This window comes from Pseudomonas sp. KUIN-1 (assembly GCF_009176725.1).
Classification (GTDB): Bacteria; Pseudomonadota; Gammaproteobacteria; order Pseudomonadales; family Pseudomonadaceae; genus Aquipseudomonas; species Aquipseudomonas fragariae.
This window is the reverse complement of sequence record NZ_AP020337.1, coordinates 2878278-2900073: the sequence shown is the minus strand read 5'-3', so window position 1 is coordinate 2900073 and position 21796 is coordinate 2878278. Positions and strand designations below refer to the sequence as shown.

Here is a 21796-nt window from a genome sequence, read left to right as displayed (position 1 = left end):
GTCTTGCGCCGCGACGCTTTCGACCACGGATTTAGCCCGTAGTGTCAGTTTTTGCGTGTCGCGTCATCCAGGGCAAGGATGGTGTGGGCGTTGGTGACGGTGGTTGCCAGGGTGTTGATCACGCCTGAGCGCAAGGCACCCAGCGTGGCGGCGGCCTTGGTGTTTTCACTGGCGATGGCCACTACATCCGGGATACGAAACAATTCCTGCACGGTAAGACCGATCACCCGGCCCTGTATGGCATTGACCGCAGGCTGGCCATGAATGTCGATGAAGTCATAGCCCATCATGTCACCCACCGTGCCGGACAGCCTGGCCTGGGCGATTTCCTGCGGGGAGAACCAGCCCATGCGCACCATGTTGCTGTTCTCGCTCATGTCACCGATGCCGATCAGCGCCATGTCGGCACGCCGCGCGCGGTCAAGCGTCGAGCGCACGGTGTCGTTGCTGATCAGAATACTGCGCAGTTCAGGGTTGGCGACCAGCGCCGGGGCGTACAGGCTTTCGCTTTCACCACCAAAACGCAGCGCCAGACGGCGGCAGATGTGGTCGGGGTTCATGTACTCGCCCGCCTTCAGCGAACCGCCGATTGCACAGACAAATGTGCAGTTGCGCGTCACCGGCAGGAACACGTTGTCCGCGACCGCACCCACATTGCGGCCCATGCCCACGGCGACGATCATGCCGTCGCCCAGGGTCTTGTTCAGGTAATTGGCAACCAGGCTGGCGACCGCCGAGCGCTGGGTATCCGGGTCGCTGTGGTCGACTGCAATCAACGCCCTGTCCAGCTGAAACCGCTCGACCAGCGCCAGTTCCAGCTCGTTGTTCATCGCCGGGTGCTGCAGCACCCGTACTTCGACAATCCCTTCATCGCGTGCGCGTTTGAGCAGTCGGCTGACTTTTGCGCGCGACAGGTCGAAGCGTTTGGCGATGGCTTCCTGAGTGACGTTCTCAAGGTAATAGAGCATCGCGACTTCAGTCATCAGGTCGATGTCGCTGGCCATGCGCTGGGTACTGTCACTCATGTGGACGGGCTTCCGTTTCGGCGTCAAAGGCACATTCTCCCTACTCCCGCCCTGTTCCGTCCACTGACTATTGATGCCCGTCACGCTCTATCGCGTTGATGCGCTCGACCTTGGCGCCGGAGCGCGCGGCTTCGAACTCCGACTCCAGGAACGATTTGACGATGCTTTTCGCCAGTTCCGTGCCGATCACCCGTGCACCGATGGAAAGAATTTGCGCATCGTTGCTCTTGCGCGCTCGCTCGGCCGAATAGGTGTCGTGAGCTTGGGCGGCACGAATGCCGAAGACCTTGTTGGCGGAGATGGCCATGCCTATTCCTGTCCCGCAGACCAGCACGCCAAGCCGCTGCTGCCCGGCGTTGATCGCTGTGGCCACGGCCAGGGCGATGTCCGGGTAAAGCACCGGTGCCGTGGAATGAGTACCGAAATCGGTCACCGGATAACCCAGCGACTCGATATGGCGCTTCAACAATTCCTTGAGTTCATAACCCGCTTCATCACATCCGATAGCCACCGGGAAAGGTGTGTTCATGGCATCAGGCTCCACTGCCGGGGGTCTTATTATTTGACCAAATGTTCAATCGATGAAATTCCGATCAGTCATTTCTGAAACATTAGCCGGGTTCTGTCAAGCAAGTTTTCCAGCGAATACTGGACCAAAGTTCAGAACGACCGCAGGGTAGGCCCAAGCGCGGCGCTCCAAAACTTTTATAGGAAACAGATTGACTGATCAGAATTTCATTTGATACACATATGATCACTGAGCAACGCATCAGCACCTAATAAGAATTCACAGCACGAGGACACGCCAATGGCCAAGCCATTACTGCTCCAGGCTGAACACGTCACCAAGGCTTACGCTGGCATCCCCGCCCTGCGTGACGGGCGTCTCTCGTTACGAGCCGGGAGCGTGCACGCCCTGTGCGGCGGCAATGGCGCGGGCAAGTCCACTTTCCTGAGCATTCTGATGGGCATCACCCAGCGCGATGCGGGGACCATCCTGCTCAACGGCGAGCCGGTGCAGTTCAGTCGTCCCGGCGATGCCCTGGCCGCCGGGATTGCGATGATCACCCAAGAGCTGGAACCCATCCCCTTCATGACCGTCGCCGAGAACATCTGGCTGGGCCGCGAGCCACGTCGGGCCGGTTGTATTGTCGACAGCAAGGAACTGAACCGACGCACCCGGGCACTGCTGGACGAGCTGGAATTCGATGTCGACGCCACCAGCCCCATGCATTTGCTGAGCGTGGCACAGATACAACTGGTGGAAATCGCCAAGGCCTTCAGCCATGACTGTTCGGTAATGATCATGGACGAGCCCACTTCGGCCATCGGCGAGCGTGAGGCACAAACCCTGTTCAAAGCCATCCGCCGGCTTGCCGCCCGGGGTGCGGGCATCATCTACGTATCCCACCGCCTCAGCGAGCTGGCGCAGATTGCCGACGATTACAGCATCTTCCGCGATGGCGCCTTTGTCGAAAGCGGACGTATGGCCGATATCGACCGGGCACACCTGGTACGCGGCATCGTCGGCCAGGAGTTACAGCGTATCGATCACAAGGTAGGTCGCGAATGCGCCGCCGAATGCTGCCTTAATGTCGAAGGCCTGAGTCGCACCGGCGAATTCGAAGACATCAGCCTGCACGTGCGTCACGGTGAAATTCTCGGCATCTATGGACTGATGGGCTCGGGTCGCAGCGAGTTTCTCAACTGCCTGTATGGCTTGACCATACCGGATTCAGGCAGCGTCACCCTGCAAGGCAAGCTGCTGCCGGTCGGCCTGCCCAAAGCGACTATTCGCGCGGGCGTCTCACTGGTCACCGAAGACCGCAAGGACAGCGGCCTGGTACTTAATGGCAGCATCCTGTCCAACATCGCACTGTCGGCCTACCGGCAGTTGTCGAACTGGTCGCTGATCGATGCCCGCAAGGAGCACAAACTGGCCGAAGACATGGTCAAGCGCCTGCAGATCAAGACGACTTCTCTGGATCTGCCCGTCGCGTCGATGAGCGGTGGCAACCAACAGAAGGTCGTCCTCGCCAAATGCCTGTCGACCGAGCCGGTGTGCCTGCTCTGCGACGAACCGACCCGCGGCATCGACGAAGGCGCCAAGCAGGAAATCTATCACCTGCTGGATCAGTTCGTACGCGCTGGCGGAGCCGCCATCGTGGTCTCTTCGGAGGCGCCGGAACTGTTGCGCCTGAGTGACCGAATCGCCGTGTTCAAGGGTGGCAGGCTGGTGACCATCAGCAGCGATGCCGATCTTTCCCAGGAAGTCCTGTTGAGTCTTGCCTCATGAATGCAAAAACCATTATCGCCCCAGCTTCCACGTCTCCACGCAGCCGCCTGCGCCTGTCTCTCGACCGTTTCGGCCTGCCGTTGGTGTTTATTCTGTTGTGCCTGGTACTGGCTTTTGCCAGCGAATATTTCATGACCTGGCGCAACTGGATGGACATCCTGCGCCAGACCTCGATCAACGGCATTCTAGCGGTCGGCATGACCTACGTGATCCTGACCAAGGGCATCGACCTTTCCGTCGGCTCGATTCTGGCGTTCGCCGGATTGTGCAGCGCACTGGTCGCGACCCAGGGCTATGGCCTGCTGGCGGCGGTCAGCGCAGGCATGTTTGCCGGTGCCATGCTTGGCGTGGTCAATGGCTTCATGGTCGCCAATCTTTCGATTCCACCGTTTGTGGCCACCCTGGGCATGCTCAGCATCGCCCGCGGCATGACCTTCATCCTCAACGACGGCAGCCCGGTGACCGACCTGCCCGAAGAATACCTGGCGCTGGGTATCGGCCGGGTCGGCCCGATTGGTGTGCCGATCATTATCTTCGCGGTGGTCGCGCTGATTTTCTGGATGGTACTGCGCTACACCACCTACGGCCGTTACGTGTACGCCGTTGGCGGCAACGAAAAGAGCGCACGCACCTCCGGTATCGGCGTACGCAAGGTGATGTTTTCGGTGTACGTGGTTTCCGGGCTGCTCGCCGGACTGGCAGGCGTAGTGCTGTCCGCCAGAACCACCTCCGCCCTGCCCCAGGCCGGCATGTCCTACGAACTGGACGCCATCGCAGCAGTGGTCATCGGCGGCACCAGCCTGTCGGGCGGTACTGGCAGCATCGTTGGCACACTGTTTGGCGCACTGCTGATCGGCGTGATCAACAACGGCCTGAACCTGCTCGGCGTGTCCTCCTATTACCAGCAGGTCGCCAAGGGCCTGATCATCGTGTTCGCAGTGTTGATTGATGTGTGGCGCAAGAAAAAACGCTAGACCGGCATGAACGACTGACTACAACAATAACGAGGTTCTCATCATGAAATTCGGTACATCTCTGGCCGCTGTCGCGGCGTTCTCCCTGCTCGCCAGCAGTATCTCCATGGCCGCCGATGGCAAGACCTACAAGATCGGCGCGGCGGTGTATGGCCTCAAGGGTCAGTTCATGCAGAACTGGGTGCGTGAGCTCAAGGAGCATCCGGCGGTCAAGGACGGCACCGTGAAAATCACCGTGTTCGACGGTAACTACGATGCGCTGACCCAGAACAATCAGATAGAGACCATGATCACCCAGCATTACGACGCGATCATTTTCGTGCCCATCGACACCAAGGCCGGTGTCGGCACGGTGGCCAGGGCGATGGAAAACGACATTCCGGTGATCGCATCGAACACCCGGGTTGCCGGCAACAAGGTGCCTTACGTCGGCAACGACGATGTCGAGGGCGGACGGCTGCAGGCGCAGGCAATGGTCGACAAGCTCAAGGGCAAAGGCAATGTGGTGATCATCCAGGGACCGATTGGCCAGTCGGCGCAAATTGATCGGGAGAAAGGCGAACTGGAAGTCCTGAGCAAACACCCGGACATCAAGATCATTGAGAAGAAGACCGCCAACTGGTCCCGCGCCGAAGCCCAGACGCTGACTGAAGACTGGCTCAATGCGCATCAGAACGGCGGCATCTCCGGGATCATTTCGCAGAACGACGATATGGCTCTCGGTGCCCTGCAAGCGGTGAAATCGCGCAACCTGAAGCCTGCCGATGTGCCGATCACCTCCATCGATGGCATGCCTGACGCCATTCAGGCGGCGAAGAAAAACGAAATCACGACCTTTCTGCAGGACGCCCAGGCCCAGTCCCAGGGTGCCCTTGATGTCGCCCTTCGCACCTTGGCCGGCAAGGATTACAAGCCGCAGTCGGTGATCTGGGAGCGCTACGCCAAGGACGTCAAGTGGGGCGACGGCACCGACAAGAACTACATCCTGCCCTGGGTGCCGGTCACCGATGCCAACGCCGATGCGCTGTACAAGCAGGTCAGCGGCGGCAAGTAACCGGTCTGAGATTCCCGCTTCTGCCCGAAGGGCGTGGGAGCGAACCGGGCGACGCTTCGCTTGTTCGCGAAGACAGTATTTCAAACGACGCATTTTCGGCGGTCATACCGGCCTCTTCGCGAACAAGTTCGCTCCCACGGCCTTCGGCCAGAATCAAAAGCTAACGTGTTTGAATCTTCAAAAAAACAGCGCTACAGGAGTCATCTTCATGTCTGAATTCTGGAACAAGGCGTTCGATCTCAATGGCCGTTGTGCGGTCATCACCGGCGGAGCAGCCGGGATTGGCCTTGCCTGTGCCAGCCTGCTGGTCGCGCGCGGCGCGCGGGTCGCACTGCTGGACCGTGACCCGGCAGTGGCCGAGGTTGCCGCCGGCCTGGGCAGCGAGCACATCGGTATTGCGGCCGACCTGCGCCGGGTCGACCAGGTCAACAGCACCATCGACAGCGTCTTCGAGCATTTCAAACGCATCGACTATCTGGTCAACAGTGCTGGCGTTGCCGTGCTGGACAAGGCCGTCGACGTCAGCGAAGAGGCCTGGGACACAACGCTGGAGATCAACCTCAAGGCCAGTTTCTTCGTCGCCCAGGCCTGCGCACGACACATGCTCGGTCAAGGCAGCGGACGCATCGTCAATCTTGCCTCTCAGGCGGCGGTCATTGGCCTGGACAGGCACGTCGCCTACTGCGCGAGCAAGGCCGCAGTGGTCGGCATGACCAAAGTGCTGGCCATGGAGTGGGCACCACACATCAACGTCAACGCCATCTCGCCCACCATCGTCGAGACCGCGCTGGGCAAAAAGGCCTGGGCGGGCGAAGTCGGAGAACGGGCCAAAACGCAGATCCCGGCAGGCCGCTTCGCCCAGCCGGAGGAAATAGCCGGGCTGGCCCTGTACCTGCTCAGCGACGCCGCCAGCATGATCACCGGCGAAAACGTAGTGATCGACGGCGGCTACAGCATCCAGTAATTCATTTTCTGTCGTGAGGATCATCGTCATGTCCACCGTCACCGAACGCACTGCCGAACAACTTTCACCGGTCATCCCGAAAACCATGCAGGCCGTGGTCTGCCACGGTCCGGAAGACTACCGGCTGGAAACCGTGGATGTGCCGACCCCCGGTCCCGATGAAATCCTCACCAAGGTCGAGCTGTGTGGCATCTGCATGGGCGACATCAAGACCTATCGCGGCGCCCCCTCGTTCTGGGGCGATGCCGAGCAGCCTCGCTACGTCAAACCACCGATGATTCCCGGCCATGAATTCGTCTGTCGTGTGGTGGCGCTCGGTCCTGGCGCCGAAAAGCGCGGCGTACAGATCGGCGACCGGGTGATTTCCGAACAGATCGTACCGTGCTGGGGCTGCCGCTTCTGTAACCACGGACAGTACTGGATGTGCCAGAAGCACGACCTTTACGGCTTTCAGAACAACGTGCAGGGCGCCATGGCCCAGTACATGATTTTTACCAGGGAAGGCATCATTCACAAGGTGCCCGACTCGATTGCCCCGGACGAAGCCATCCTCATCGAACCACTGGCCTGCTCGCTGCACGCAGCCGAACGGGCCGACGTCGATTTCGACGACATTGTGGTCGTCGCCGGTGCCGGCACATTGGGCCTCGGAATCATTGGCGCGGTGCGCATGCGTAACCCGAAAAAACTCATCGTTCTCGACATGAAGCCCGAGCGCGCGGCCCTCGCCCTGCGCATGGGCGCCGATGAGGTGTGGAACCCGGCCGAGGTCGACGTGCTGGCGAAGATCCGCGAGATAACCGACGGCTACGGTTGCGACATCTATATAGAAGCCACCGGACACCACAAGGCGGTCAACCAAGGCCTGGCGATGCTGCGCAAACTCGGACGCTTTGTGGAGTTCAGCGTATTCAACGATGAGGCCACGGTGGACTGGTCGATCATCGGTGACCGCAAGGAGCTGGACGTGCTCGGTTCTCACCTCGGCCCTTACATGTACCCGCGCGCCATCGACTTTATCGGCAACCGCAAGATCGACATGCGCGACGTCGTCACGCACAAATTTCCCCTGGCGCAGTTCAAGGAGGCGTTTGCCGTCATGGAACGCGGTGATAAATCATTGAAGGTGGTTCTGGAACCCTGATCCGCCCGATCCTTATAAAAAGAACACAGGAAATCGCGTTATGAACCGAGTGATAAACGATCCGGACCAGGTGGTCGAGGACATGCTGCGCGGCATTCTGGTAGCGCACCCCGAGCTGTCGCAAAGTGAAGGTAACCCGCGGGTCATCAGCAAAACCCGTCCCTCTGATCAAGGACGCGTCGGTATCGTTACCGGCGGCGGCTCGGGTCATGAACCGGCCTTTCTTGGCTATGTCGGCCCTGGGCTGGTGGATGCGGTAGCGGTCGGCGAGATTTTTTCCTCGCCTACGGCCAAGAGCTTTTTCGACGCCTTCCGCGCGGCCGATCACGGTGCGGGCATCGCCTGCCTGTACGGCAACTACGCGGGCGACAACATGAACGTGAAGCTGGCGATGAAAATGGCCGCCAGCAAAGACCTGCAAGTGCGTACCGTGGTGGCCAACGACGATGTGGCCTCGGCACCGAAATCCGATATCGCCAAGCGACGCGGAGTGGCCGGGGAAATTTTCATGTGGAAGATCGGCGGCGCTGCGGCCGCAAACGGTTACGATCTGGACGGCGTGATCCGCGTCGCGCAGAAGGCCGTGGATCAATGCCGATCCATCGGTATCGGCCTGACGCCCTGCACCATCGCGGCGGTCGGCAAGCCCAACTTTCAGATCCCCGACGGCAAAATGGAGCTGGGCATCGGTCACCATGGCGAACCGGGTATCGAAGTCATCGACATCGAGCCTGCAGCGGCCATGGCCGAGCGCATGCTGGAGCCGATCCTGGCCGACCGGGATTTCAGCGTGGACGACAGCGTAGTCGTGCTGGTTTCAGGCCTCGGTGCCACGCCGGTGATGGAACTCTACGTGTTCTACGCCGAAGTGGAGCGCCTGCTCAAGGCCCGGGGCTTGAAAATCCATCGTTGCTACGTGGGCAATTACTTCACGTCGCTGGAGATGATGGGGGTAACCCTGACGCTGCTGGGCCTGGACGCCGAACTGAAAACCCTGATCGACCACCCTTGCCGGTCCATCGGCATGACCCAGGCGGAGTAAACCATGAGCGAGCAATTCTCTACGCATCTCCCTGCACAACAGGGCACTCCTATCGTTGCCGACCTGGTGAGCGTGATCGTCGCCAACCGCGACTACCTCAGCGAAGTGGATGGCGCGATCGGTGACGGCGACCATGGCATCAACATGGCCAAGGGCTTCGCCCACTGCGGTCGTACCATCGAAGGCCGCCAACTGAGCCTCGCCGAAGCGCTGGACGAACTGACCCTGAGCCTGATGGAAGGCATCGGCGGCTCGATGGGCCCGCTGTACGGCAGTCTGTTCATCGGCATGGCCGATCAGGTGCGCGGCTGCGAACAGATCGACGCCGCGGCCTTCGCCAGCCTGCTGCGCGGCGGCCTCACCTCCCTGCAGGACATCACCGAAGCCGGAGTCGGCGACAAATGCCTGATGGACACCCTGATCCCGGCCGTCGAAGCCTTCGAGCAGGCCCATGCTAGAGGTGAATCATTCAGCGCCGCCCTTGACGCAATGAAAAGCGCCGCATCACAAGGGCGCGACTCCACCCGTGATCTGGTGGCGAAGATAGGCCGGGCGAGTCGCCTCGGCGAACGGTCGCTCGGCGTACTGGATGCAGGCGCGGTGTCGTGCTGCCTGATACTGACGCAACTGGCGGATTCGGTGCAGCCGAGGCTGAGATGAGCAAAAGCCGAAATTCATGAATATGATTCATGAGTCTATCCCGATAATGCTCCATTGTTGAAAAAATGACAGACCTATAAGGTGATCCGGACATCACGAAGCTGATCTGCAGATGCGGATTCGCTCGAGTTTCACCGAGGAACTGGTCATGCAAAACCCGAAAAAAATCATCGTAGTCATCGGTGCAGGCTCCATAGGGCAAGCCATCGCCCGCCGTGTCAGCGCGGGCAGGCACGTATTGCTCGCCGACCTGCGTCAGGACAACGCCGATGCGGCGGCCAAGGCGCTGGCCACCACATCGGTGGATGCACTACTTGCGCTGCCCATGCTGCACGAAACGCATATCACCGATCCCCTGCACGCTTATCAGTTGTCCAAGCGCGGCAACGCGTTACGCGTCATGGCCGAGGCAGTGCGCTGGGGCAAGTTACTCGCTGTTATTAGCCGCGTGGTAGTCGCCATCCGAGACCGGTTCCATCCAGTCAACCACCTCGCCGTCCAGCACCTCGGCAATAGCGATGTGGGTCATGGCCGTCGTTGCGGTTGCGCCATGCCAATGCTTGACGTTGGGCGCAATCCACACGGTATCGCCGGGCTTGATGGTGCGAACCGGCTGGCCTTTTTCCTGCACCAGGCCGGCGCCTGACGTGACAATCAGCGTCTGGCCCAGGGGATGGGTATGCCAGGCAGTGCGTGCGCCCGGTTCGAACGTCACCGTGGCTCCGCTTATTCTCGCGTCTTCCGAGCCCTTGAATGGCGCGTCGATGCGCACGGTACCGGTGAAATAATCGGTCGGGCCGCTGGCGGAAGGCTGTGAGCCGCTGGAATTGATGACAATCATGGGAATCCTTGAGCGTTATTGGAAGTCACTCCAATCTACCCGCCGAGAACTATTGCGACTATCGGCTACAATTCGAAAATACTTATCGACAGGGCTCATCAATGCTTCGGGAAAACGCCGCTGATCTGCTTGCCTTCCTCGCAGTCGCCAAAGAGCGAAGCTTTACCAAGGCAGCTGCCAGACTGGGTGTTTCACAATCAGCACTGAGTCACACCGTTCGCAGCCTGGAAGCGCGCCTTGGCCTGCGCCTGCTGACACGCACCACGCGCAGCGTATCGCCCACAGAGGCTGGCGAACGCCTGATCCAGAAAGTCGGCCCGCATTTCGATGAAATCGAAATCGAGCTGGCAGGACTGAGCGACCTGCGCGACACCCCTGCCGGCAAGATCCGCATCAATGCGATGGATCACTCGCTTGACCTCATCATCCGGCCAGTACTCAAGACCTTCTTGCACAAATACCCGGACATCAGTGTCGAGGTATGTTGCGACTACAGCTTTGTCGACATCGCCGCCGAAGGGTTCGATGCCGGCGTGCGTCTGGGTGAAGCCGTGGCGGACGGAATGATCGCCACCCGCATAGGCCCGGACATGCGTCTGTCGGTGGTCGGTTCTCCAGCCTACTTCGAAGGCCGCACGAAACCCGAGACGCCCAGAGACCTGACCGCGCACCGCTGCAACAATCTGCGCCTGCCTACCAATGGCGGCCTGTATGCCTGGGAGTTCGCCAAAGACAGCGAAACCCTGAACGTCCGCGTCACAGGCCAAGTCACGTTCAATGGTGTCTATCCGCTTCTGGACGCGGCGCTCGACGGCTTCGGGCTGAGTTACATTCCGCACGATCTGGTTGCCGAACATATCGAAGCCGGACGTCTGATTCAGGTGCTGGAAGACTGGTCACCGACCTTTGCCGGCTTCCACCTCTACTACCCGAGCAGACGCCAGGCATCGCCCGCGTTTGCTCTGTTACTGGAAGCATTGCGTTACCGGTGATTGATCAAACGACCAAAACGCGCAGCTCCGTAGCAACCGCTCACTGCACTTGCGCACGCAATCTGGCGGGCTCGCCGTTCTTCTCGGCGTAATGACGCGCGCGGCGCAAGACATGCTGGGTGGCTCTGCGCGCTTCCTCCTTATTGAGCTCTACATGCGCTTCCAGCAATTGCTGGGCCTGTTGCGGCCGACGTTGCAGGAGGGCCTTTAAAATACTGCCATGCTCTTCGTACGTTGCATCGATTCTGGAGGCGCTGAATTCGAGACGCCGGATGGTCCGGGTCTTTTCGGTGACTTCGTAATGCAGCCTGGCCATTTCCCGGTTGCCCACCGCCTCGACCAACGCGCAATGGAAGCGTTCGCCCAGCCCGGCGAGGATATCGGTGTCTCTCAATCGCTCGTTTTTCGGCACCAGCCAGGTGCGTATGAGTTCGTCGATCAGCGGCTCGACGCTCAGGTCCATCAAACCCAGCCTGGCGAGCGCCGCCAGCTCGAGCACCACCCGAACGTCATACAGCTCCTCGAAGTGATGAGGGTCGAAGGGCCGCACCTGCCAGCCGCTTCGGTAATAAACCTCCACATAGCCTTCCTGCTCCAGCCGGAACAATGCCTGCCTGACCGGTGTACGACTGGCCTGAACACGCTCGGCTATTTCACCTTCAGTAAATCGTTCGCCGGGTAATAGACGAAACTCGGAAATGTCTTCTTTGATTCGGGCGTAAATCCGCTCGGATAGCGTTTCCGGGCGTTCTTTCAACTTTTTGGCGCATGCTGTCTGCATTGATGATTCGTCCTTGTAATCCAGTTACTTAACCTTGGCGCAGATGACCTGCGGCACTGCCTGACATCCACCAGCGTGGAAATTCTGCAATCCCTTCAATCACCGCATCCACGTTTTGCCGATGGGCCTCGAACAGCCTCGGGTCATATTTTCCGGTACGCACCAGCAGGCTGCTGGCACCGACCGCTTTCGCCCCTGCGCAGTCAGTCAGAACGTCGTCGCTGATGACCACTACGTCCGGGTTCGTATCGTCTGTAGCGATGCCTCTGAACGCCGGCCGTATCGAATCGGGGACCAGCAGATGGCACTTGAGGTGCGGATGTTGCTGCAAATAGCCCAGACAGGCCGTGGTGGCGGTCTGGATTTCGTCGGGGACGACCTCGATTCCGGCGCGACAAAGCTCCTCTGCCAGCTCCTCGGGCATCTTCGCCGTGGTGTTGGTCAGCAATTGCAGCCTCAAACCCTGGGAACGCGCGAAGCTCAATGCATCGGCTGCGCCCGGCAGAGGCTGCCCCTTGAGCATGAGTGTGCCGTCAATATCGAAAAGCAGGCTGTCGAAGCGCATGGATAAGCTCCCTGTGGCTGAAATTATCGAGTCAGGTGTCAGAATGTGGCTGTCAGCCAATGGCGAATCGCGGGCAATGTCACTTCAGCGTCGGCAGGACGTGGCAAGGGCGTGCTGCTGGCGTCCAGCAATACGCCACGCAACCACGGGTCAGTGGCACATACCGTGTGGTCGCCACCTTTTCGGCTGACGCGAACGGCGTGTTCTGAACGGGCGGCCAGCAGTCAATCTGGCCAAGGAGCAGGCGACCTGACAGCCTGCGCTGTCAGGGTCATCCCCGTTCAGGCGAAGTCAAAAGGTCCTTCGAAGCGGCCTATCGGCACCCAATGGGTGATCAGGCCCGTGTCGGCTTTCCAGTGGTGCAGCAGCAATGCAGGCGGTTCGACATAGGAGGCGTCGGCAGCCTCGGGGTGCAGTCGCAAGGCGATGGCCGTCGTCGTGCTCGGTGCCGTACACATCAGCGTGCCGCCGAAGCGCAGCTGCATGAAGCGATGAATATGCCCGCAGACGATGCGCTCGATGGCCGGGTATCTGCTGACGACCTCCGCCAGCCGCTCGCCCCTTTCACAGCGATACGCATCGATGTAGGGAATGCCGCTTGAAAACGGCGGCTGGTGCATCATGATCAGCGTCGGCTTGTCCGGCTCCAGCGCCAGTGTGCTGTCCAGCCACCGTATCGCCGTGTCGGTCATATCGCCGTGATGCTGCTCGGGGACGCTGATATCCAGACCGATAATGCGCACCGGCGCAGAACCCGAGTAGACGAAGCTGCAATCCTGATCATTGATGAAGTAATCGTGCTCGGCAAAGGCGTCGCGCAGGTTCTGCCGATGATCATGGTTGCCCGGTATCATCAGCAGTTTTTGCCGTAGCGGTTGCAGCAACTCCCGAGCCATCGCGTACTCTTCGGGCCGCCCCTCGTCCACCAGATCACCGCTGAACAAAATCAGATCGGGTGCTGGGTCGAGGGCGTTTATCGTGTCGACGGCGGCGGCCAGCATGGCATTGGAGTCCACCACGCCTTGATAGAGTTGCCCTCTGGGCCGTACATGTGTGTCCGAAATGTGTGCTATCAGCATTCCATTACCTCAATCGTGTCCGGGTCGCGTGTTCACTCATGCAGTGAACCTGCAACGACCGGGCCAGACCGCGCCTCAATCACCGGCCCTGGCCACTGCCACCCTCACACCTCGGGAAACACCGGCTCCCCCAGGTTGAGCATGAGCCGGTTGGCCCAGGCGAATATCGAGATGGCGTGAATCAGGTCCAGTACCTGTGCCTCGTCCAGCCCCTGTTCGTACAGCGTCTGGATATGCCCGGCGTTGAGCGAAGCCGGTTCAAGCGTCAGGTCGATGGCGAACTGCACGATCGCTTTTTCACGTGCCGTGGTGCCTGCAGTCGCGGGGTCGGCAAACACCTGGGCGATGACGTCATTGCGTTTGGCCAGTTGTTCGAAGCGTTGCGCATGCACCGACGCGCAATACACGCAGCGGTTGATACGCGACACCACGGTACTTGCCAGCTCTCGTTCGGCGCGCGACAGGCCGCCGGGGGCGTACATGATCGCGTTGAACGCCTGAGAGCGCTGGCGAAGAATGTCCGGATGATGGGCCAGCGTCAGGTAGTAATCCGAGGTCTTGGCCTGCGGATGGCTTTCTTCAAGCACAGCGACCTGCTCGGCGCTCGCGCTGTCGAGGTCAACGGTGGGCAACCAGGCCTTCCAGCCCAGCACCTGATTGGTGAAACCTTCAATTTCTATGAGTTCGCTCATCAGGCTGCTCCGGCAGACTTTAAAGCACCCAGCCCTGCGGCCAGACGCACCTGGTAGGACAGAAAAGCGATCAGTTGCGCCAGTACCACGATTTCAGCGGTGCTCAGGCCCTGCTGTTGCAGCGCCTGCAATGCGCTTTGATCGCCGTGTACCGGAGACTCGATCAAGGTTCGCGTAAAGCGCAGGATCGCCGCCAGACGCTGATCCTCCAGCAGATCGATTCGGCTGGCGTCCACATCGGCCAGCACGTTTGCCTCGGCGCCGGCCGTCTGCAGCTGCGACAGGTAATACCCGCTCAGGGTCGGCTGCCCGCTCAGCAGCGTTGCGTAGTAGGCCACCCAGAGGCGTTCGCTCAGTGACAGGTTGTGCGCCAGTGCCGGGTCGAAAAACAAGTCCTGGCTGCCCTGGGTTGCCAGGGCCACCTTGTCCCGCGCATGCCGAACCGCGTGCAGCGGGCTGCCCGGCGCGATACCCAGCAGGCTGTCGAGCACGTCCGGTGTCGTTGAATGTTCAGTCGATGTCATGAAAGGTCCTGCGAGGCTGTGGTTGCATTCGCGCAGCGCTGGCAAAAGCGGCGCGGTCATGGAAGAAAATCAAGGCTGCTCGGTGACCATGGTCGCTGCAGTGCGGTCGCTGACCAGTGGCTCGACCTTGAGGCCTTTGCGCGCTGCCCAGATGTTCTGGTAATGGAACAGCGGGATGATGCCGACGTCATCGCTGACAATCTGCACCGAGTCCTGGAGAATCTTGCGCCGCCTGGCCTCGTCGAATTCAGCGGTCGAATCAGCCAGGGCCTTGTCCACCAGCGGATTGCTGTAATGGCCCCAGTTCGAAGCGCCCTGCCCTTTGCTGCTGTCGACCGTGGTCAGAATATTGGTCAGGGCATAGGCCGCTTCGCCGGTGCCATTGCCCCAGGCAATCACGCTGATCGCCAGTTCATTCTTGTTCGCCTTGCCCGCGTACACCGCCCACGGCAATACCTCCAGCTGAACCTTGACGCCAATCCGCGTCCAGAACTGCGCCACCGCCTGCATGACCTCCGGTGCCTGCGGATAACGGTCGCCCGGCACATGCACAGTCAGTTGGAAGCCTTCGGGGAAACCTGCCTGCGCCAGCAGGTCCTTGGCCTGCTTGAGGTCATAAGGGATGTTCTTGATCTGCGGGTTGTAACCGAACGTGTTGGCCGGCATCCATTGATTGGCTTCGGTGACGGTGCCTTGCATGATGCGCTCGTTGATGGCCGGACGATTGATCGCCAGGGACAGCGCCTTGCGCACGCGTACATCCAGCAGCGGGTTTTCGGCCAACGGCTTGCCCGCGTTGTCGCGAATGAATTCGTTCGGACCGGCACGGAAACTCGGCTGAATGATCAGCGCACGCAGCCCCTGATAGGCGAAGACATTGACGTTCGGCGTTTTGCGCAGGCGCGCCACATCGGTAGGCGATACCTTGTCGATCACGTCGACATCGCCTGCCAGCAAGGCCGCGGTACGGTTGGCGGCGTTGGCGATGAAACGGAAATCAACCTTGTCCCAGGTCGGTTTGCCACCCCAGTAATTGTCGTTGCGAGCGAATATCGTGCGATCGCCCGGCACGAACGAGACAAACCGGTAAGGCCCGGTGCCGATCATCGCCTTGCCCGAGTTGTAATCGGCGCTGCTGGCTGCCGCACCGGCATGACGACTGACGATATAGATCGAATCGATGTCCGGCAGCAGATTGGCATTGGGCGAACGGGTCTTGATGATCAGCGTGTGATCGTCCCTGGCCTTGATCGATTCAACGGTACGCATGGCACCTGCATACGAGGCCACGCTGCCGGGCACGTTTCGCGCGCGCTCGAAGGAGAAGACCAGGTCATCAGCGGTCAGCGGCGTGCCATCCTGCCATTTGACGTCATCACGCAGGGCGAACTCCCAGGTGGTGTCATCCACCACCTTCCAGCTCTTGGCCAGACCTGGCAGGGTCTTGTCGTCACGGCGGCTGACCAGCGATTCGAAGGCATGCAGCGCTACCGAGCGGTCGCCTGCATAATTGTTCAGCTGTGGGTCGAGGGACGAGACCGGGTCGGCGTAACCGATGCGCAAGTCCTGTGCCGTGGCACCGCCGGCGGCCAGCAAGAGAGCCGACGCCAGCAATGAACGAACGAGTGGTTTCATGGGTGGTTCCTTGTACGCAATGGCAGAGAGTAACGGGCTTCAGGTGCCCGTTCAGCGTTGGTCATTCAGGTGACAGGCGCTCTGGTGATTCGGCGAAACCTCCCGCAGCGCTGGAACTTCCTCGCGACAGCGCGCCAAGGCGTGCGGGCAGCGAGGGTGGAAATGACACCCGGCAGGCGGGTCAAGCGGGCTGGGGATTTCCCCTTGGATCGCGTCATAACGGGTACTGCGAATATCGAAGCGCGGGATCTGCGCCAGCAAAGCCTGGGTGTACGGGTGATTGGCCCGCGCGAACAAGTCATCGACCGATGCCGTCTCGACCACACGACCCAGGTACATCACGATGACCCGATCGCAGAGGTGCTCGACGACGCCCAGGTCATGGCTGATAAACAGATAGGTCAGGCCCAGCTCGTCGCGCAGGTCCATGAACAGATTGAGGATCTGCGCCTGAATCGACACGTCCAGCGCCGCCACCGACTCGTCGCACACCAGCAGTTCCGGCTGCACCGCCAGCGCACGGGCAATCCCGATGCGCTGGCGCTGGCCACCGCTGAACTGATGCGGATAGCGCTGGCGCAATTGCGGGCTGAGCCCGGCACGCTGTAATTGCGCACTGACGTAATCATCTGCGCCCTTGCGGTCGGTCAGGCCGTGCAACAGCGCACCTTCGCCGACGATCCGGTCGACACGCAGACGCGGGTTGAGGCTTGACGAAGGGTCCTGAAAAATCATCTGCACTTTCAGGCGCAGCGCCTTGCGCTCCTGCGGGGTCAGGCTCTCCAGCGGTTTGCCGTCTACCGATGTGGTGCCCGAGGATACCGGCAGCAGCCCGGCAACCATGCGCCCCAGGGTCGATTTGCCACAACCCGACTCGCCCACCAGCCCGACCACTTCACCGCGCGCAATGCGCAGATCGACACGATCCACGGCGTGGGTCAGCGGTTTCGGGCGTGTAAAGTGCAGCCGTTGCAGGAGCCCCTGAAGGGAGCGCTCATCCACGGGTTTGCCGAAGGTCTTGCTGACCTGATGCAGCTCGATGAGGGGAATCTGATCACTGGGCATCGGCCGCTCCTGGGTGAAAACAGCGAACCGTCTGGCCCGGTCGCGCCTGGTGGGGTTGCGGCTCCTGCGCACAGACCTGCGAGGCTCTGGGGCAGCGCGCTGCGAAAGCACAACCGACCGGCATCGACAGCAGGTCGGGCGCCATGCCCGGGATCTGCCGCAGGCGCTGGCCGCGCTGGTTGCGACTTGGCAGGCTGTCGATCAGCCCTTGTGTGTAGGGGTGCTGCGGACGATCCAGTACATCGGCGACCGGACCCTGCTCGACGATGCGCCCGGCGTACATCACCGCCACATCGTCAGCCAGCCCGGCGATCACGGAAAGATCATGGGTGATCCAGATCAGCGAAGTGCCCTGCTCGCGCACCAGCTTCTGCACTTCACTGAGAATCTGCGCCTGAATGGTCACGTCCAGCGCCGTGGTCGGCTCATCGGCGATGATCAGGTCCGGTGCATGCAGCAGCGCGATGGCGATCGCCACCCGCTGGCGCATGCCGCCGGACAACTGATGCGGATAGGCGCGCAGACGTTCTTCCGGGCTGGCGATGCCCATCAGCGCCAGCGTGCGGCTGGCGTGTTCGCGGGCCTCGCGCCTGCTCAGCGGGCTGTGGGCACGTACGGCTTCGATCATTTGCGTGTCGACCCGCAGCACCGGATTGAGGGTCATCATCGGGTCCTGAAAGATCATCGCTACCCGGTTGCCCTGAATGCCACGCAGTTGTGAGGCAGACAGCCTGGTCAGATCGCGCCCCTTGAACAGCACCTGGCCGCCGCTGATGCGTCCGGGTTCATCGACCAGGCCGAGGATCGAAAAGCCGGTGACCGACTTGCCCGAACCGGACTCACCCACCAGGCCGAGAATGCGTCCCGGCTCTACGCGCAGTGACACATCGCGCACCGCTGGCAACACCCCGGCGCGGGTATGAAACGAAGTGCACAGGTTGCGCACCTCCAGGGTCGGCTGTTGGACTGCGTCAGGCACAGACGACATTTCAGGCACGCTCATCGCTGTAACCTCGGGTTCAGGACATCGCGCAAACGGTCACCGACCAGATTGATTGCAACGATCGTGATCAACAGCGCCAGGCCCGGAAACAGACTGATCCAGTATTCATTGCTGAGCATGTATTGAAAGCCGTTGGCAATCAGCAGCCCCAGCGACGGCTCGGTGACCGGCACGCCCAGGCCAAGAAACGACAGGGTCGCTTCCAGTGTGATGGCGCGGGCAATCTGCAAGGCGCCGATCACGATCAGCGGTGGCAGGCAGTTGGGCAGAATGTGGCCAACCACAATACGCAGCGGCCCCACGCCCTGCCCGCGCGCCGCATCGACGTATTCACGGCGGCTTTCGGTCAGCGCCTGACCGCGTGCAGTGCGCGCGTAATAGGCCCATTCGAGCACTATCAGGGTCAGCATCACGTTGCCGACACCCTTGCCCAGCCAGGCAAGGATCATCAGCGCCATGAGAATCACCGGGAACGACAGCAGCAGGTCGACCAGACGCATCAACAAGGCATCGAGCCAGCCGCCGACATACGCAGATACAAGCCCGAGCAGCGTACCGAGCACTGCCGCAATCAACGCCGAGCCAATGCCGACCCACAGGCTGATGCGCAGCCCGTAGATAATCGCCGAGACCAGATCGCGGCCCTGCCCGTCTGTGCCCAGCCAATAGGTGTAACCGCTGTCACCATTGAGGCTGCCAGGCGGCATGCGCGCGTCCATGACGTTGAGCTGCATCAGGTCGTAGGGGTTCTGCACCACAATCCACGGCGCCAGGGCTGCAACCAGCACAATGATCAGCAGGACCACCAGGCCCGTCACCGCCGTGGGCGAGCTGAAGAACTCGGTGAACACGCGTCGCCAGGGCGACTGGGCCTGCAGCAGCGTGCTGCCGATCGGGGCTTTTTCAATGACATTCATCGCGATGCCTCGATGCGTACGCGTGGGTCCAGCAGGTAATACAAGCCGTCGACGATCAGGTTGAGCACCACGAAAATCACCACGACCACCATCAGGTAAGCGACCACCACCGGGCGGTCGAGCATGTTGATGCTGTCGAGAATCAGCTTGCCGGCACCCGGCCAGGCAAAGATGCTTTCAGTCACCACGGCATAGGCGATGGTCGAGCCCAGTTCCATGGCCAGCACCGTCACCACCGGAATCATGGTGTTGCGCATGACGTGCATGCACATCACGCGCATCGGTGACAGGCCCTTGGCCCGGGCGAACTTGACGAATTCCTGGGGCAGCACTTCGCGCACGCCCGCACGGGTCAGGCGCAGCACCAGGGAAATCTTGAACAGCGCCAGGTTCAGCGCCGGCAATAGCAGGTGCTGCAAACCGTCCAGCGTCAGCCATGACCATTGCACGCCCAGCCACTCACGGGTTTCGCCGCGGCCGCTGGCCGGCAGCCAGCCGAGGGTGATGGAGAACAGCATGATCATCATCAAGGCCACCCAGAAGGCTGGCAGCGAGAAGCCGACAATGCTGGCGGCCATCATCAACCGGGACAGCGGATGCTCGGGGTACATACCGGCAAACATGCCCAGCGGCACACCGATGACCACCGCCAGAAACAGGGCGCTGAACGCCAGTTCGAACGTTGCGGGCAAACGCTGCAGAATCAGGCGCATGGCATCCTCGTGATACACGAAGCTTTGCCCCAGATTGCCGTGAATCGCGCCCTTGAGAAAAATCAGGTACTGCTGCCACAGCGGCTGGTCAAGACCCAAATGCGCAATGGCCTGCAGACGCTCGGCCTGATTGAGGTCTTCACCGACCAGAATGTCCATCGGGTTGCCGATGGCATTGAGGCCGACGAACACCACCAGCGTCATCAACAGGATGACCAGCAACGATTGAGTCAACCGACGCAGCGCCCAGCCGATCATTGGCGCAGCTCTGCGGCGTCTGGCTGGCTGACGACCCACTCATCGCCCAGCAGCTCTGGCTCGGCGTAATCGAGCATGGTGTCGAAATGCAGGGCGATGTCCTCGTTGAACAACTGCCCGACCAGCGCATGGGCCAGACGTTTGGAGCCCTCGCTGATGGCAGGGATGTCCCCGGACACCGCGCCATAGCTCAACGCGGCCGGATAACTGAAGCAGTGAATGTGGTTCAGCCCCGGGCAGGCGCCTGGGGTCTTTTCCTGAAATTCGAAGCAGTTACCCAGATCCGGCAGCACAGCCAGTTCCGCATCGGTTTCGCCGCTCGGGGCTTCGAAGCGATCCTGCCAGACGCGGATCTGCGCAGAGAATGGCGCAAACTCCGGACGCTGGCGGAAGTCGGTGCGAAACCCGGTGGCAAATACCACGAAATCGGCCTCGATACGCGCCTTCGGCGTATTCAGCCACACGCCTCCGGCAGCGCTCTGTTCGACGGAAAGCACCGGGCTGTCGAGCATGAACCGCGCCTTGCCGGAAGCGGACACTCTGAGCGTACTGCCGCGCGGCGGTGGCACCTGCTGGGTATTGAGGTAGTGGCGAATGCGCCATTTCCAGATGTCCGGCAGGCGCCAGTAGCCATGCACCATGCCGGGATTACCGACGCCCTTGCCTTTGTTGATGCGCGGCAGCTCGGCGCGCCGGATCAGCAGATCGACCCGCGTTGCGCCGGCCTCCAGCGCCGTGGCGGCGCTGTCCATCGCAGAGGCACCACCGCCGATGACTGCAACGCGCTTGCCGGCGAACCAGCTGTCCTGCAAACCCGACGCCGAATGCGTCCACAAATGCTCCGGCAACTGCCGGGCAAAGTCGGGCACCCAAGGGCCGCCCAGACCGTCACGCCCCGTGGCGAGCACCACATGGCGGGCCAACAGAAACCGCGTCTGTACCGGCGTGACAACGTCCAGTTCAATCAGACCGTCCGCTCTTGGCGCTACCCGGCTAATACGGTGCTCATTGCGTACGTCCAGCGCCAGCACCTTGCGATACCAGCGCAGATACTCGGCCCATTGCAAACGTGGAATCTTGTCCAGCAACGCCCAGCCATCGGCGCCGAATTGCGCTTCGTACCAGGCGCGAAACGTCAGCGCTGGCAAGCCCAGTGCCGGTCCGGTCAGCTGCTTTGGCGAACGCAGGGTTTCCATTCGCGCCGTGGTGGCCCAGGGGCCTTCGAAACCTGCTGGTGACTGATCGAAAATCACCGCCGCGACACCGAGATTGCGCAGCTCTGCGGACAGGGCAAGGCCGGCCATGCCTCCGCCGATGATCGCCACGTCGAGTACGGCCTGCCCTGCGCTGATCCTGGGCTTGACCCATGGCCTGGCGGGCAGATCCAGCCAGGCCAGATCCTGCTGCAAGCGAGCTTCCAGAGCAGCCAGGCCAGCGGGTGCATTCACATCGGACATTGATCGGTACTCGAAAAAATGATCGGGCTACAAGCCCGAGCCTTGATTCAAAGCACTTCAAGAATCATTCCAATAGTGTGATAAATGAATTCTTGAAGCCTTTGAATGCTTAATT

22 protein-coding genes and 2 pseudogenes are annotated in these 21796 nt (G+C 60.9%); 9 read left to right on the top strand and 15 right to left on the bottom strand.

Translation table 11 applies throughout. The features are described from left to right. Window positions 1-44: 44 nt before the first annotated feature. Both KUIN1_RS13385 and rpiB read right to left on the bottom strand, forming a co-directional pair. Window positions 45-1025, bottom strand: a complete 981-nt coding sequence (locus tag KUIN1_RS13385) for a sugar-binding transcriptional regulator (RefSeq protein ID WP_003369595.1) — start codon at window positions 1023-1025, stop codon at window positions 45-47. A 67-nt stretch (window positions 1026-1092) separates the two neighbouring features. After that, window positions 1093-1554, bottom strand: a complete 462-nt coding sequence (gene rpiB / locus KUIN1_RS13380) for a ribose 5-phosphate isomerase B (protein ID WP_003395470.1) — start codon at window positions 1552-1554, stop codon at window positions 1093-1095. A 279-nt stretch (window positions 1555-1833) separates the two neighbouring features. On the opposite strand from rpiB, the gene KUIN1_RS13375 reads away from it, so the two are divergent. From KUIN1_RS13375 to KUIN1_RS27990, 8 genes and pseudogenes are all read left to right on the top strand, one after another. After that, window positions 1834-3321, top strand: coding sequence for a sugar ABC transporter ATP-binding protein (locus tag KUIN1_RS13375; RefSeq protein WP_011267784.1), 1488 nt, complete (start codon window positions 1834-1836; stop codon window positions 3319-3321). Then, entirely contained in the window at window positions 3318-4295 is a 978-nt protein-coding gene (locus KUIN1_RS13370; protein WP_003369589.1) for an ABC transporter permease, read from the top strand. Before KUIN1_RS13375 ends, KUIN1_RS13370 begins: the two co-directional genes overlap by 4 nt. 43 nt (window positions 4296-4338) lie before the next feature. Further along, complete coding sequence (locus KUIN1_RS13365) at window positions 4339-5349, top strand: substrate-binding domain-containing protein (RefSeq protein ID WP_011267783.1); 1011 nt, start codon at window positions 4339-4341, stop codon at window positions 5347-5349. 208 nt (window positions 5350-5557) lie between these two features. Continuing rightward, window positions 5558-6313, top strand: coding sequence for an SDR family oxidoreductase (locus KUIN1_RS13360; RefSeq protein WP_116886471.1), 756 nt, complete (start codon window positions 5558-5560; stop codon window positions 6311-6313). Between the two features lie 28 nt (window positions 6314-6341). Further along, on the top strand, window positions 6342-7457 hold the full coding sequence (locus KUIN1_RS13355; protein WP_003402615.1) for an erythritol/L-threitol dehydrogenase: 1116 nt from the start codon (window positions 6342-6344) through the stop codon (window positions 7455-7457). 40 nt (window positions 7458-7497) lie between these two features. Further along, window positions 7498-8499: a dihydroxyacetone kinase subunit DhaK gene (locus tag KUIN1_RS13350; protein WP_011267781.1), complete on the top strand. Its 1002-nt coding sequence runs from the start codon at window positions 7498-7500 to the stop codon at window positions 8497-8499. Between the two features lie 3 nt (window positions 8500-8502). Next, window positions 8503-9159: a dihydroxyacetone kinase subunit DhaL gene (gene dhaL, locus KUIN1_RS13345; RefSeq protein ID WP_024660688.1), complete on the top strand. Its 657-nt coding sequence runs from the start codon at window positions 8503-8505 to the stop codon at window positions 9157-9159. A gap of 148 nt (window positions 9160-9307) precedes the next feature. Beyond that, window positions 9308-9610, top strand: a pseudogene (locus KUIN1_RS27990) (3-hydroxyacyl-CoA dehydrogenase NAD-binding domain-containing protein); the annotation flags it as partial. Here the strand turns inward: KUIN1_RS27990 and KUIN1_RS13335 are convergent. After that, window positions 9587-10000: a (R)-mandelonitrile lyase gene (locus KUIN1_RS13335; protein WP_003402624.1), complete on the bottom strand. Its 414-nt coding sequence runs from the start codon at window positions 9998-10000 to the stop codon at window positions 9587-9589. The pseudogene KUIN1_RS27990 and the gene KUIN1_RS13335 overlap by 24 nt on opposite strands. A 101-nt stretch (window positions 10001-10101) precedes the next feature. On the opposite strand from KUIN1_RS13335, the gene KUIN1_RS13330 reads away from it, so the two are divergent. After that, complete coding sequence (locus KUIN1_RS13330; protein ID WP_003402627.1) at window positions 10102-10992, top strand: LysR family transcriptional regulator; 891 nt, start codon at window positions 10102-10104, stop codon at window positions 10990-10992. Window positions 10993-11032: 40 nt separating this feature from the next. Here the strand turns inward: KUIN1_RS13330 and KUIN1_RS13325 are convergent, their stop codons facing one another. The 12 genes and pseudogenes from KUIN1_RS13325 to KUIN1_RS13270 all read right to left on the bottom strand — a co-directional run bounded on the left by KUIN1_RS13325 (window position 11033) and on the right by KUIN1_RS13270 (window position 21681). Next, the gene (locus KUIN1_RS13325; RefSeq protein ID WP_032656012.1) at window positions 11033-11773 is read right to left on the bottom strand and encodes a GntR family transcriptional regulator; all 741 of its coding nucleotides are present in this window, start codon (window positions 11771-11773) and stop codon (window positions 11033-11035) included. 28 nt (window positions 11774-11801) lie between these two features. After that, window positions 11802-12338 (bottom strand): HAD hydrolase-like protein, encoded by a 537-nt coding sequence (locus tag KUIN1_RS13320; RefSeq protein ID WP_116892662.1) that lies wholly within the window; start codon window positions 12336-12338, stop codon window positions 11802-11804. A 38-nt stretch (window positions 12339-12376) separates the two neighbouring features. Continuing rightward, window positions 12377-12562: pseudogene (locus tag KUIN1_RS27985) on the bottom strand (hypothetical protein); the annotation flags it as partial. A gap of 57 nt (window positions 12563-12619) precedes the next feature. Next, window positions 12620-13417, bottom strand: a complete 798-nt coding sequence (locus KUIN1_RS13310; protein WP_024641596.1) for a phosphodiesterase — start codon at window positions 13415-13417, stop codon at window positions 12620-12622. A 104-nt stretch (window positions 13418-13521) separates the two neighbouring features. Further along, window positions 13522-14109 (bottom strand): peroxidase-related enzyme, encoded by a 588-nt coding sequence (locus KUIN1_RS13305; RefSeq protein WP_116886473.1) that lies wholly within the window; start codon window positions 14107-14109, stop codon window positions 13522-13524. Then, window positions 14109-14633, bottom strand: coding sequence for a CMD domain-containing protein (locus KUIN1_RS13300; protein WP_032656113.1), 525 nt, complete (start codon window positions 14631-14633; stop codon window positions 14109-14111). The genes KUIN1_RS13305 and KUIN1_RS13300 overlap by 1 nt, the downstream gene beginning before the upstream one ends. A gap of 69 nt (window positions 14634-14702) precedes the next feature. Next, window positions 14703-16268 carry an ABC transporter substrate-binding protein gene (locus tag KUIN1_RS13295; protein WP_058398611.1) on the bottom strand — a complete coding sequence of 522 codons (1566 nt, stop codon included), beginning with the start codon at window positions 16266-16268 and terminating at the stop codon, window positions 14703-14705. A gap of 51 nt (window positions 16269-16319) precedes the next feature. Then, window positions 16320-17333 (bottom strand): ABC transporter ATP-binding protein, encoded by a 1014-nt coding sequence (locus KUIN1_RS13290; protein ID WP_116886474.1) that lies wholly within the window; start codon window positions 17331-17333, stop codon window positions 16320-16322. Continuing rightward, window positions 17323-18336: an ABC transporter ATP-binding protein gene (locus KUIN1_RS13285; protein WP_011267759.1), complete on the bottom strand. Its 1014-nt coding sequence runs from the start codon at window positions 18334-18336 to the stop codon at window positions 17323-17325. The genes KUIN1_RS13290 and KUIN1_RS13285 overlap by 11 nt, the downstream gene beginning before the upstream one ends. Then, complete coding sequence (locus tag KUIN1_RS13280; RefSeq protein WP_024641599.1) at window positions 18333-19253, bottom strand: ABC transporter permease; 921 nt, start codon at window positions 19251-19253, stop codon at window positions 18333-18335. Before KUIN1_RS13280 ends, KUIN1_RS13285 begins: the two co-directional genes overlap by 4 nt. Next, window positions 19250-20224, bottom strand: a complete 975-nt coding sequence (locus KUIN1_RS13275) for an ABC transporter permease (RefSeq protein WP_011267757.1) — start codon at window positions 20222-20224, stop codon at window positions 19250-19252. The genes KUIN1_RS13280 and KUIN1_RS13275 overlap by 4 nt, the downstream gene beginning before the upstream one ends. Further along, on the bottom strand, window positions 20221-21681 hold the full coding sequence (locus KUIN1_RS13270) for an NAD(P)-binding domain-containing protein (protein WP_003402667.1): 1461 nt from the start codon (window positions 21679-21681) through the stop codon (window positions 20221-20223). Before KUIN1_RS13270 ends, KUIN1_RS13275 begins: the two co-directional genes overlap by 4 nt. Between the last annotated feature and the right edge of the window lie 115 nt (window positions 21682-21796).